The sequence below is a fragment of the Streptomyces sp. A18 genome (assembly GCF_059026065.1).
Genome location: NZ_JBWLKL010000001.1, coordinates 262,075 through 274,095, shown reverse-complemented (window position 1 = coordinate 274,095; position 12,021 = coordinate 262,075). Strand labels below are relative to the sequence as shown.

The following is a 12,021-nucleotide window of genomic DNA, read 5'->3' as shown; positions in this document are numbered from 1 at the left end:
TCACCTCCCGCTCTCGTGTCGCTCTGCCGTGACGTGGTCCAGATCGGCGAGGGCCGCGTCGCGCTGTTCCGTCAGCTCGGGGTCGTCGGGGAAGTGGACCAGCGCGGCGCCGAGTTGGTCCAGGGCGTCCCGCAGGGTAGCCCTGGCCCCGGACACGCTCCCCGAACGCCACCGCCGCGCCGCGAGCCCGCGCAGTACGACACCGAGGCTGACCTGTGCGCGCAGCAGGTGCGGGTTGAAGGCGACGGAGCGCCTCAGGTCATCCGCGGGGCCGTCGAGCAGGGTGCTGTCCCGGTTGACCGCCGTGATGCCCCGGTCGGCGAGGAGTCGCGCCAACTGCCCTTCCAGGCGGCCCCGTTCATTGGCCCCGGTGATGGAGCGGACCGTCTCAAGCGTGTCCACGGCCCGCGTCGGATCCCCCGCGCGGTGCGCCGCCCGCGCCGCGCCGAGCGCCAGGTCGACGACAGCGGCCTGGGTCTCGCGGTAGCGCTCCAGCTCCCTGGCGTGCACGAGGGCACGCCGCCAGGAAGCCGCCGCCCCGTCGAAGTCGGGCAGTGGTGCGGTGAGTTGCGTGCGTCCCAGGTCCAGTCGGGCCCGCAGCGCGAGCGCGCGGGCGTCACGCGCGAGGCGGTGGTGCTTGTCGGGGTGTCCGGCATAGGCGGGGTTCAGCTCGTCGAAGCGCCCGCAGTCAGGTTCACAGATGGCGGCGGCTACTGGGGTCGTTGTTCCCGGCCCGTCCTTCCGCTCCTCCTCGTCCGAGGCCTGCCCGTTCGTGCGCTCGCGGCACCGGCTGCAGCGCAGTTCGGTGAGCGAGGCGAGGGCGTCCGCGGGCTTGCCCTGCTTCAGCAGGAGCTGGGCGAAGCCGAGTTCGGAGAAGGCGTACGTGACGTGAGGGTCGGGGGCGGCGGTCGTCGCGGCGAAGGCGCCGAACTCGTCCACCAGGCCGAGCCCCGCGACGCGTAACGGGCCGCACGCCAGGTGACCTCCGCCGCGCCCGGCAGGGAACCCGCCCACCCCGGCCAGAATCCTCGCGGCGTCCGCCTCCCGCCGCAGCAGCGCCCCAGGGGGCACCCGGTCACCGCCGTCCCCCTCCGGCACCCGCCGCTCGAGCAGCTCCCGCAGGTCTGCCCGGAGCCCCGCGTCGAGGTCCTCCTCCGCGGTCACGCCGAACCTGGCCTCGGCCGAGGTGCGCCGGTGCTCCCAGAAGGCGGCGTCGTGCAGGAGGGCGCCCCAGGCGGCCACGCAACGCTCCCAGCGGCCCGCGGCGTTGAGCAGCGCGAGGGCCAGCGTGTGGGTGACGCGGTGATCCGCGGGGTCGCGCCGGGCGGCGTCCTCCAGCAGCCCGACCGCGGCTTCGCGCCGCCCTCCGAGGACGAGGGCGACCGCGTAGAGCGGCACGAACTCCGCCTCCACCGCAGGACCGCTTAACGCCCGGGAAGCATCGAGTAGTTGGGCTGCCCGAACGCCGCTGCTCGCAGACGGCCACCCTTTGTCGTCATCGGCGGGCCCCGCCGGCCCCGCCAACTCCGTCAGCGCCGCCTTGCGCAGCAACAGAGCGAGGTCATCCCCCGCCGCGCCGCCGCCGGAAAGCGCCGCCATCACCCAGCGCGCGTCGGCGTCCAGCGCGTCCTCGCCGCTCGCGGTGCGCAGATCGTCCAGCGCATCCGTGTACCGCCTCAACCGCACGCGTACGTAAGCCCGTTGAACGAGCGACCGGCGGTGTGGCCTCGCGCACCCGAGCGCCGCGGTGAAGTAGGCGTCCGCTGACTCGTACTCCGCCCGGTGCGCCGCCGCGCACCCCAGCCAGTGCAGGGGCTCGGCATCGTCGGGCCGCAGTTCATGCGCCCGCCCGAACTCCACGGCCCCCTGTCCGGCGTCCCCCGCCGCGAGGTGAGCCCGCCCGAGCCCGAGGTGGACGCGCGCCTGTTCCGCGCGGCCCAGGTCGGCATGCGGCCCCACGTCACACCACCCCCGTTCCCGTCGCCGCCCGTCGGGTCAGCCGGCCGCTTCGTCCAGTTCGGAGCGCCAGCGGCCCTGCTCCCTGTCGTAGTGCAGCGGGCCCTCGCTGAACTGCGTGAGGTCGAGGCCGAGGAGCTGCTCGTACGCCTCGCCCGGCAGGTCGGGCTCCAGGACCACGCGCAGTCCCGAACGCCGGTCCTGGAGCACCAGTGGCCGAGGGGCCGGGTCGGCGGGATCCGTGGCAGCGCGCGACGACCGGCGTACGACGTCCTTGAACGCCGCGTACGAGTCCTTGACCGCCTCCGCGCCGAGCCCGCTCAGGAACGCCTGCAGGGGCAGGGAGGCCAGCATGATCCAGGGGATGTCCGCCGCGCCCCGGTGGTCGACCGCGCGGCGCACGCGCGCGGTGTGGACGCCGAGACCTTCCAGCGCGGAGACCAGCTCCCGCCGCAGGTCGTCAGAGGCGTCCCGGTCCAGGAGCAGCTCCGCGGGCAGCGGTGCGTCGGTCATAGACGTGGTCCTTCCCGGAGCTGATCTCCGTCCCGCAGCCTAGAGGCGGCGACGCCGCCGGTGCGGGAAAATCTACGATTCGGTCGCCGTCGCTTCCACTGCCCTCCGTTCGAGGTCGGCGAGTCGTGCGTCGGCCGCCGCGCGGCCCTCGTCGGTGTCCTGCAGGGACCGGTGCAGACGCTGGGCGCGCACCGCCTGGGTGTAGTCGCCGATCAGTGTCAATTCATCGCGCAGGACGGCCAGTTGGGCGGCGTCGGGGCCCGTGTCGTCCAGCTCGCGGATCAGGTAGGTGCGGGCGGCCTCCACCATCCCCTGGTCCCGCGCGAGCTCCAGCCAGGTGGATTCCGGTTCGTCGCCGGGGTCCACCCCGTAGTTGGACTCGTCGAACGAGCGCGCCCACGCCTGTACTTGACCGGCCTCCTCCGGAAGCCCCGCCAGGCCGCACCAGGTGTCGTACGTCGTCTCGTGGACCTGACGCAGCAGCGGCAGGTCCTCGGTCAGGCAGTGGAGCCCCACCAGGACGACGGCGAGCCGCAGTTCGTCGGACATGGAGGCGTCCGCCTCGTGCTTGAGGAGGTGGCGCAGGAGTGCGCGGTCCGTGTTCCGCCGGTCGTACTGAGCGGCGCGCAGCGCCGCCACTCTGCGCGGCCGGTCCCCGGCGACGGCGTCCCAGACCGTTCGGTCGCCCGTCCGCAGCAGGGCCAGGTCCGTGCGGCCCTTGGCGAGCACCTGCTCCCAGAGGGGCGGGCGGGGATGCGGGTCGAGGCGTCGGTACGCCAGGTGCTCGAGGGCGTTGAGGAGGAGGTGGTCCGGTTCGGTGCGCAGGAGCGCGGCGTGCAGGCGTGCGACGAGTTGGAGGGGGGAGCGCTCGGGGAGACCGAGCGCGGCCCGCAGTTCCGCGCGGCGCGCGTCGAGATCGGGTACGCAGTCCTCACGGAAGTCGCCCTCCGTGTCGGCGATCTCGGCGAGTATCCGCGCCTCGCCGTCGGTCGGCGACAGGCGTACGTAGTCCAGCCAGCCGGGCAGGCCGACGAGGATCTCCAGGGCCTCGTCCACGCTGTCCCCGATGGTCCCGGCGGACCCCTCGGAGTCGGCGTACAGCACGGATCCGTCACCGCACACGAAATACGTGCCCCCGGAATCGTCCCCCGCGATCGGGTCCAGCGACCCGCCCGACGCGAGTCGGACCTCTTCGACGTGGTCCGCGCGGGACAGGTCGAATGCGAAAGGGAACGCGGCCAGCTCGGCCAGACGCGGGTCCTGTCGCAGCAGGCGGAGTGCACGTTCGGTCATGCTCCGAAAGTAACAGCGGTCACTGACGGCAGACCCACAACAGGACGAGCCGATTCCCTATGTGGTTTCCGATACTTTTCTTGCGGAATGGGGGATTCGTGGAACTTGGACGATGTGCCGCGAGTCTTCTGAGGTGAGGGGTGGCCGCAGACCAGGCCCGCCCAACTGGCCCGTACGACAGGGGTCATTGCGTTTGCATTGATCAACACGGGGGGTGTTCATCTTGACCGACATCATTGAGCGCATCACGGACAAAGGGGCCGACGCGGCTCCGGCCCCGGGGGAGTTGACTCCGTACGTCGCGCCGCTGCCGGTGCCGCCGGTCCTGCGGCCGGACTCCGTCGACGTGCGCGACGAGACCGATGTGCCCGCGGAGACCGAGGTCGCGCTGCGCCCGGCATGGATCCGGCTGCACCCGCAGCTCCCGCCGACGTTGATGTGGGGGTACGAAGGCCGCGTACCGGGCCCGACGATCGAGGTGCGGCGTGGCCGCCGCGTCCGGATCGCCTGGACGAACCGCATCCCGAAGGGCAGCGAGTATCCCGTCACCTCCGTCGAGGTCCCGCGGGCCGACCCGAGTCCGGCCACGCTGCCGGGGCGCGGGGGCGTCGAGCCGAACAAGGACGTCGCCGCGCTTCCGGCGTGGTCGGTGACGCATCTGCACGGCGCGCAGACCGGCGGGGGCAACGACGGCTGGGCGGACAACGCGGTGGGCTTCGGCGACGCACAGCTCTCCGAGTACCCGAACGACCACCAGGCGGTGCAGTGGTGGTATCACGACCACGCCATGAACATCACCCGCTGGAACGTCCAGGCGGGGCTGTACGGCACGTATCTGGTGAGGGACGACGAAGAGGACGCACTCCACCTCCCCTCCGGGGAGCGGGAGATCCCGCTGCTGCTCGCCGACCGGAACCTGGACACGGACGAGGACGGCCGGCTGAACGGCCGCCTGCTGCACAAGACCGTGATCGTCCAGGCCGAGAACCCGGAGACGGGCAAGCCCGTCTCGATCCCCTTCACGGGCCCTTACAGCACGGTGAACGGCCGCATCTGGCCGTACGCGGACGTGGACGCGGCCTGGCACCGCTTCCGCCTGGTGAACGCGTCGAACGCCCGCATCTATGACCTCGTCCTGGTCGACGAGGACAACAACCCGGTGCGGGGCGTCCTGCACCAGATCGGCAGCGACGGCGGCCTGCTGCCGCGTCCCGTGCCGGTGGACTTCGACGAGGCGCTGCCCACGCTCACCGTCGCCCCGGCCGAGCGGATGGACCTGCTGATCGACTTCCGCGCGCTCGGGGGCAAGCGGGTCCGTCTGGTGAACAAGGGCAGGGGGCAGGCGCCCGGGGTGCCGGACCCGGCGAACGACGTGCGCTATCCGCAGGTCATGGAGTTCCGCGTGAGGGACGCCGCATGCGACGACCCCTTCTCGCTGCCGGAGATCCTGTCCGGCACCTTCCGCCCGCTGAGCCACGACACCGAGCACGGCCACCGCCTGATCGTCCTGACGCCGCCCGCCACGAAGGGCGGCGGGGGTCACCCGGAGATCTGGGAGATGGCCGAGATCAAGGATGCGGGCGACATCCGCGTCCCGACCGAGGGAGTCATCCAGCTCCGGGGCGAGGACGGGAAGACCAAGACCTACCGCAGGACCGCCCGCACCTTCAACGACGGCCTGGGCTTCACCATCGCCGAGGGCAGCCACGAACAGTGGAGCTTCCTGAACCTCGCGGTGAACCCGCCGGTGACCCACCCCATGCACATCCACCTGGCCGACTTCCAGCTCCTGGGCCGCGACGCGTACGACACGTCGGGCTTCGACGTCACGGTGGGCGGCACCCTGGCCCCGATCGCCTTCGACCCGAAGACGGAGATCCCCCTCGCCCCGAACGAGCGCGGCTGGAAGGACGTCTTCCTCGTCCCAGGCGGCCAACTGCTGCGGGTGATGGGCAGGTTCGACGGGGCGTATGGCCGCTTCATGTACCACTGCCACCTCCTGGAGCACGAGGACATGGGCATGATGCGCCCCTTCGTGGTCATGCCGAAGGAGGCCCTGAAGTTCGACCACGGGGCGGGGCACGGAGGCCATGACGAGGGAGGTCACGGAGGTCACGACGGGGGAGGCCGGGCGGGCTGACGGAGCCCGCGGACGGCCGTCCCGTTCCGTGGCCGCACACGTGGACGTCACTCGTTCGTGAATCGTCGCGCCGGGTCACGCCGGGTAGGGCTGTGGCCGGAGGCGAGCCATGGAACAGACTGCGTTGCGTCCCAAGCCGATGCCAGGACAGGATCCCGGCGGAGGCGCCAAGTTCAGCCGAGGGGGCAGAGGCGGCAGAGGCGGGAGATTCGCCATCGGGCGGAAGCTCGGCTTCGGGCGGAAGGCCGGTGCCGGGCGGCCATCAGGCACAGGCACAGGGACCGGAACTGGCAGTGGCCCCGGTATCGGTGCCGGCCGCAGGTCCGGATCCGGCCACCGCCCGCACGCCGCCCGGCGGCGCGGGCGGCGGCTGGTCACCCTGCTCTTCGGGCTGCTCTTCTCGGCGGTCCTCGTGCTGTCGGGCATAGGGCTCGGCACCGTCAGCGCCACCGTCATCGGCATGAGCAAGCTGGCGGACATGCAGAAGGAGGCGCAGGCACAGGCCGGGGCCAAAGGGCCCGGCGGTCCCGCCGCTCCGGGTGCGGCATCGAAGCCCGCCGCCCCGCCGCTGCCGCAGCCTCCGCAGAAGGAGCCCGCCAAGCCCGCCAAGCCCGACAGGCGCGAGGAGCGGGGCGCCGCGCGCCCCACCCTCGGCGTGGAGGCCGTCGACGCCCCCAGGGGCGCCGGAGCCCTGCTCGTCGGTGTGCACAGTCCGGGCCCCGGCTACACCGCCGGTCTCGTACGCGGAGACGTCCTGCTCGCCTTCGGAAAGACCCGCGTCGCGTCGGCCAAGGCCCTCGCGGCGGCGGTCGCCGCAGCGGACCCGGGCAGGAACGTCACTGTGACCGTCCGCCACGCGAGCGGGGAGCGGCAGTCCCTGTCGGTGACGCCGGGCTTCGTGACATGACGTGACGGGGAGGGCCAGAACTGGGTCGCGCACGCGGCGCGGCAGGGGCAGGATCGGCAGCACCGGCACCGCGCCGTAAGCGCCCAGTGCCCGCGCCCTGCGCCCAGCGAGCAGCCCTGGAGGCCCTCATGACCGGCAGCACCCCCGCGCCCTTCACCGCCGACGACTACAAGGCCCGCATGGATCGCGCCGCGGCCACCGCGGCGGACGCGGGGCTCGACGGACTGCTCGTCGCGCCGGGCCCCGACCTGGTCTGGCTCACCGGCTACGCGCCGACGGCGGACACCGAGCGCCTCACCGTCCTCGTGCTGGCCGCGGGCCAGGATCCGGTGCTCATGGTGCCCACCCTGGAGGCCCCGGACGCGGAACGGGCGGCGGGCGCGAGCGCGCTCTCGCTGCGCGACTGGACCGACGGCAAGGACCCGTACGCCGCGACAGCGCCGCTCCTGGACGTCGACGGCCGCTTCGGGATCAGCGACAACTCCTGGGCCATGCATCTCCTCGGCTTCCAGAAGGAGCTGCCGAACACCTCCTACGTCTCCCTCACCGAGGCGCTCCCCATGCTGCGCGCCGTCAAGGACGCCGCGGAACTGGAGCGCCTCGCGGCGGCCGGTGCCGCCGCGGACTCGACGTACGAAGAGATCAAGAAGGTTCCCTTCGCGGGCCGCACGGAGACCGACGTAGCGGCCGATCTCGCCCACCTGCTGCGGCAGTTCGGGCACTCACAGGTCGACTTCACCGTCGTCGGGTCCGGACCGAACGGCGCCAATCCGCACCATGAAGCGGGCCGGCGCGTCATCGAACACGGTGACATGGTCGTCCTCGACTTCGGCGGTCTGATGCACGGTTACGGCTCGGACACCTCGCGCACGGTGCACGTCGGCGAGCCCGACGCCGAGGAGCAGCGGGTCCACGACATCGTGCGCGAGGCACAGGAAGCCGGCTGCCGCGCGGTGCGGCCCGGCGCCGCCTGCCAGGACGTCGACAGGGCGGCGCGGGCGGTGATAGCCGACGCCGGGTACGGCGAGCGCTTCATCCATCGCACCGGGCACGGCATCGGCGTCACCACCCATGAGCCGCCGTACATGATCGAGGGTGAGGAGCTGCCGCTCGTGCCCGGGATGTGCTTCTCCGTGGAGCCCGGCATCTATCTGCCGGGCCGCTTCGGAGTGCGCATCGAGGACATCGTGACGGTCACCGATGACGGCGCACGGCGTCTCAACTCCACGCCCCGCGAGCTGGCGATCGTCGACTGACGTCACCCGGGGGTCGCCGGGCCTCACGGCGTCGCGAGCACCGCGCACGACTCGGCGGGCAGCCGCAGCAGCCCGTCCGCGCCCGGCGCGGTGACCGGGTCCCACGCCGCGAGCACCCGCGTGCCCCGGCCGCCCAACGGGATGTCGACCGCTTCCTTGCCGATGTTCACCGCGATCCGCAGATCGCCGCGCCGGACCGCGAACCAGCGGTCCTGCTCGTCGTAGGCGACCCGGAGCGCCGCCAGATCGGGGTCGAGGAGGTCGCCGCGGGTGCGGCGCAGGGCGATCAGTTCGCGGTACCAGGCCAGCACGCGCGCGTGGGGGTCGGTCAGCGGCTCGGCCCAGTCGAGACAGGAGCGCTTCCTCGTGGCCGGATCCTGCGGATCCGGGATGTCGCCCTCGGCCCACCCGTGCGCCGCGAACTCCCGCCGCCTGCCCCGGCGCACGGCGTCCGCGAGCTCCGGGTCGGTGTGGTCCGTGAAGAACTGCCAGGGCGTGGCGGCGCCCCACTCCTCGCCCATGAACAGCATCGGCGTGAACGGCCCGGTGAGGGTGAGCGCGGCCGCGCAGGCGAGCAGGCCGGGGGAGAGGGTGGCGGAGAGCCGGTCTCCTTGCGCGCGATTACCGATCTGGTCGTGGGTCTGCGTATAGCCGAGGAAGCGGTACGCGGGCGTCCGGGCACGGTCCACGGGACGGCCGTGCCCGCGCCCCCGGAAGGTCGAGTACGTGCCGTCGTGGAAGAAGCCACCCGTCAGCGTCTTGGCGAGCGCGGCGAACGGCGCGCGGGCGAAGTCTTCGTAGTAGCCGTGCGATTCGCCGGTGAGCGCGGTGTGCAGCGCGTGGTGGAAGTCGTCGTTCCACTGCGCGTGCAGGCCGAGCCCGCCCTCCGGCCGTGGGGTGACGACCCGTGGGTCGCCCTGGTCGGACTCGGCGATCAGCGAGAGCGGCCTGCCGAGCTCCACGGCCAGCTCGTCCACGGCCGCCGAGAGGTCCTCCAGGAAGTGGCACGCGCGCGTGTCCCGCAGCGCGTGCACCGCGTCCAGGCGCAGACCGTCCAGGCGGTAGTCGCGCAGCCAGGCGAGAGCACTGCCGATCAGGAACGCGCGGACCTCGTCCGAGCCGGGAGCGTCGAGATTGACCGCCGCGCCCCACGGCGTGTGGTGGGTCTGAGTGAAGTAGGGCCCGAACGCGGGCAGATGGTTGCCGGACGGGCCAAGGTGGTTGTGGACCACGTCGAGCACGACGGCCATGCCGTGCGCGTGCGCCGCGTCGACGAACCGCTTCAGGGCCTCGGGCCCGCCGTACGGCTCGTGCACGGCCCACAGGGACACGCCCTCGTACCCCCAGCCGTGCCGTCCCGGGAACGGGCAGAGCGGCATCAGCTCCACGTGCGTGACGCCCAGTTCGGCGAGGTGACCGAGCCGCCCCGCTGCCGAGTCGAGCGTGCCGTCCGGTGTGTACGTCCCCACGTGCAGTTCGTACAGGACCGCGTCCCGCACCCCGCGCCCCGCCCAGGGCGCGCGCCACGCGTACCGGTCGTGCTCGACGACGGCGCTGAGCCCGTCGGGACCGTCCGGCTGGCGCCGCGAGCGTGGATCGGGCAGCACGGGGCCGCCGTCGAGCGAGAAGCCGTAGCGCGCCCCGTCGGCGGCTTCCGCCTCCACCGTCCACCACCCGGGCCTGCCGTCGTCGCGCGCCAACGCGCGCGTGGTGCCCTCGCACTCCAGCGTGACGTGCTCGGCCTCCGGTGCCCACACCTCGAACTCCACTGACAGTTCCCCCTCGTCTGTCATCCGCGCTCGGCCATCCGTCTTCATCCCTACGTCATACCTGGTGACGTCCGTCCATCGTGCTTCAGAAGTGATCGGCTCGGGGTCGTTCCGCGTTTTCTGGACACCCCGGCCGAGCTGACCGACAATCAGCAGCGTGACGTCGTCCTTCGAGATCCACACGTACCCCGCGCGGCTGACCGACGCCGAGCGCGACAGGGCGCTTGAGGTGCTCAGGGAGGGCGCTGCCCTCGGCAAGCTGTCGCACGACACGTTCGTGCGGCGCATGGAGCTCGCGCTCGCCGCCCGTCAGCCCGACGAACTCGCCGCGCTCACCGCCGATCTGCGGACCGAGGGACGCCTCTCGCGGGTGGTGTTCGGCACCGTCGGCGCGGTCTCCGGGTTCACGGTCCGGCTGCGCAGGGCCTGGCAGGCCGAGAAGCTGCCGAAGCTGCTCCTTCCGGTGCAGGCGAATCCGTTTCCGCTGCGGATCGGCCGTGACCCGGCGAACGGCCTCAGGCTCAGCCACGAGACGGTCTCCCGGGTGCACGCCGAGCTGTGCAGGCAGGGCGGCATGTGGGTGCTGCGCGACCTCGGCTCGACCAACGGCACGTCCGTGAACGGCCGCAGGGTGATCGGCGCGGCCGTCGTCCAGGACGGCGATCAGGTCAGCTTCGGGAAGATGGGCTTCCGGCTCTCCGCCTCCTGACGCGTGCGGTCAGTTTCCCCGCAATCGCGCGTGCGGTCGGTTTCTCTATCTCCGCACGCGCGCGTGGCGTCAGTTTCCCCGCACGCGCGCGTGGCGCGCGGCCTCGACCGTCGTCCGTGACTGGTGCTCGACCTGGTCCTCCAGCGGAACCCAGCGCGCCCTGAACCGCTCGGCGAACGCGTCGCTCCAGCGCAGGACGAGCCGCTCCAGGCGAGGCGCTGCCCGGTCCCCGGCCGCGTCCAGGACCCGCAGCAGCATCGCGGCGGCCCGCAGCGGCAGGCGGCGCCCGAAGGCGTCGACGCTGCCGACGTACGCCATCGACGTACCGGCGGGCGGCAGCCTGGCCCAGTCGTCGGCGAGGCCCGGCACCAGGTCGAGTGCCCAGCGCGCCGCGCGCAGCAGTGGCCCTTGCGCCTGGGGGAGCCGCGGCAGCGCCTCCCCGAGGATGTCCTCGACCAGGCGTGCGTCGGCGCGCAGCCGCTGCGAGAAGCCGCGCAGCGCGAGGGCAGGGGCGGGATGGACGGTCAGGTCGTCCACGAGGTCGCTCGCCCACATCGGGACCTCGACGATGGCGGTCAGGCCGCCGTACCGGTGCGCGTGGTGCCAGGTGGTGTGCCGTGCGTCCTCGGGAAGACTCGGATAGGCGGCCGCCGAACCGGGGCCCGGCAGCACATGGACCCCCGGCCCCGAGACCGGCCAGCCTGCGGCGTCCGAAGCCCCCGTCTCCACCGGGATGTGCAGCGCCGCCGCGGACTTGGCGAACGGCTCGGCGAGCCCCGGTATGTCCCGCGTCAACTGCACCCAGCTGCCGCCGAGATCGGTTCCGTGCAGCGACACCTGCAAGTAGGGCCGCAGTTCGTCGATGACGCCGGTCAGGGTGCGGGTCTCGGGTGGCAGCCGGTCGGGCGGAAGCACCGAGGGCGACCACTCCGGCTGCTCGGGTCCCGCGGGGCGGAAGAAGTGCCGGTGGTAGTCGAACAGGGTGCGCGGCGCCGGCGTACGGTGCAGGCTCGCGCCGTCCGGGTCGGCGCACAGGAGGAAGTGCCAGGAGGTGTCGGCACGCAGGTCCTCGTCCCGCAGCGTCCACTCCGCGAGGTGGAGCAGCGTCGAGCCGCCGGTCGGTTCGTTCGAGTGCGCGCCGGCGACGACGAGGACGGCGCGGGGAGAGCGGCCGACGGACAGCAGGTGCAGCGGCCGTCCGGCGCGCGACGCGCCCACTTGGCGCAGGGCGCTCAGCTCGGGGCGGTGGGCGGCCAACTCCCGGGCGGACAGCACGAGTTCGGCCACATTGGGATAGCGCTGATCCGCCAGTTGACTCACCCCCGTCTTGTCCGCTGACGCAATCCGCAGTACGCCACGCGGTCGGGCACGTGTCAAGCGCGCGACCCAAGGGATGTCATCCCCCTGCGGGCTTGCCCCGCACTGTCACCCGAATGGGTGTATGCGGAGGGCGTGAGCTGTCCTTCGGTGATGCCCTG

9 protein-coding genes are annotated in these 12,021 nt (G+C 72.6%); 4 read left to right on the top strand and 5 right to left on the bottom strand.

Going from position 1 to position 12,021, the window contains the following annotated elements:
- The 3 genes from AC5P1C_RS01270 to AC5P1C_RS01260 all read right to left on the bottom strand — a co-directional run bounded on the left by AC5P1C_RS01270 (nucleotide 1) and on the right by AC5P1C_RS01260 (nucleotide 3,762).
- The gene (locus AC5P1C_RS01270; RefSeq protein ID WP_493863743.1) at nucleotides 1-1,959 is read right to left on the bottom strand and encodes a tetratricopeptide repeat protein; all 1,959 of its coding nucleotides are present in this window, start codon (nucleotides 1,957-1,959) and stop codon (nucleotides 1-3) included.
- Between the two features lie 36 nt (nucleotides 1,960-1,995).
- Entirely contained in the window at nucleotides 1,996-2,469 is a 474-nt protein-coding gene (locus tag AC5P1C_RS01265; RefSeq protein WP_493863742.1) for a hypothetical protein, read from the bottom strand.
- A gap of 72 nt (nucleotides 2,470-2,541) precedes the next feature.
- On the bottom strand, nucleotides 2,542-3,762 hold the full coding sequence (locus tag AC5P1C_RS01260; protein ID WP_493863741.1) for a hypothetical protein: 1,221 nt from the start codon (nucleotides 3,760-3,762) through the stop codon (nucleotides 2,542-2,544).
- Nucleotides 3,763-3,985: 223 nt separating this feature from the next.
- Here AC5P1C_RS01260 and phsA point away from each other — a divergent pair, with 223 nt between their 5' ends.
- The 3 genes from phsA to AC5P1C_RS01245 all read left to right on the top strand — a co-directional run bounded on the left by phsA (nucleotide 3,986) and on the right by AC5P1C_RS01245 (nucleotide 8,065).
- Nucleotides 3,986-5,902: an O-aminophenol oxidase PhsA gene (gene phsA, locus AC5P1C_RS01255; protein ID WP_493863740.1), complete on the top strand. Its 1,917-nt coding sequence runs from the start codon at nucleotides 3,986-3,988 to the stop codon at nucleotides 5,900-5,902.
- 109 nt (nucleotides 5,903-6,011) lie between these two features.
- Nucleotides 6,012-6,809: a PDZ domain-containing protein gene (locus AC5P1C_RS01250; protein WP_493863739.1), complete on the top strand. Its 798-nt coding sequence runs from the start codon at nucleotides 6,012-6,014 to the stop codon at nucleotides 6,807-6,809.
- A 128-nt stretch (nucleotides 6,810-6,937) separates the two neighbouring features.
- On the top strand, nucleotides 6,938-8,065 hold the full coding sequence (locus AC5P1C_RS01245; protein WP_493863738.1) for an aminopeptidase P family protein: 1,128 nt from the start codon (nucleotides 6,938-6,940) through the stop codon (nucleotides 8,063-8,065).
- Between the two features lie 23 nt (nucleotides 8,066-8,088).
- Here the strand turns inward: AC5P1C_RS01245 and treZ are convergent, their stop codons facing one another.
- Nucleotides 8,089-9,834, bottom strand: a complete 1,746-nt coding sequence (treZ, locus tag AC5P1C_RS01240; protein ID WP_493864019.1) for a malto-oligosyltrehalose trehalohydrolase — start codon at nucleotides 9,832-9,834, stop codon at nucleotides 8,089-8,091.
- 157 nt (nucleotides 9,835-9,991) lie between these two features.
- Here treZ and AC5P1C_RS01235 point away from each other — a divergent pair, with 157 nt between their 5' ends.
- Nucleotides 9,992-10,543, top strand: coding sequence for an FHA domain-containing protein (locus tag AC5P1C_RS01235; protein WP_493863737.1), 552 nt, complete (start codon nucleotides 9,992-9,994; stop codon nucleotides 10,541-10,543).
- A gap of 69 nt (nucleotides 10,544-10,612) precedes the next feature.
- Here AC5P1C_RS01235 and AC5P1C_RS01230 read toward each other — a convergent pair whose 3' ends face one another.
- Entirely contained in the window at nucleotides 10,613-11,863 is a 1,251-nt protein-coding gene (locus AC5P1C_RS01230; RefSeq protein ID WP_493863736.1) for a M14 family zinc carboxypeptidase, read from the bottom strand.
- Nucleotides 11,864-12,021: the final 158 nt, after the last annotated feature.

Excerpts from the sequence above, each read along its gene's own strand:
- AC5P1C_RS01265 (WP_493863742.1), bottom strand. The coding sequence starts at position 2,469 with ATGACCGACGCACCGCTGCCCGCGGAGCTGCTCCTGGACCGGGACGCC.
- AC5P1C_RS01260 (WP_493863741.1), bottom strand. The coding sequence starts at position 3,762 with ATGACCGAACGTGCACTCCGCCTGCTGCGACAGGACCCGCGTCTGGCC.
- AC5P1C_RS01250 (WP_493863739.1), top strand. The coding sequence starts at position 6,012 with ATGGAACAGACTGCGTTGCGTCCCAAGCCGATGCCAGGACAGGATCCC.
- AC5P1C_RS01245 (WP_493863738.1), top strand. The coding sequence starts at position 6,938 with ATGACCGGCAGCACCCCCGCGCCCTTCACCGCCGACGACTACAAGGCC.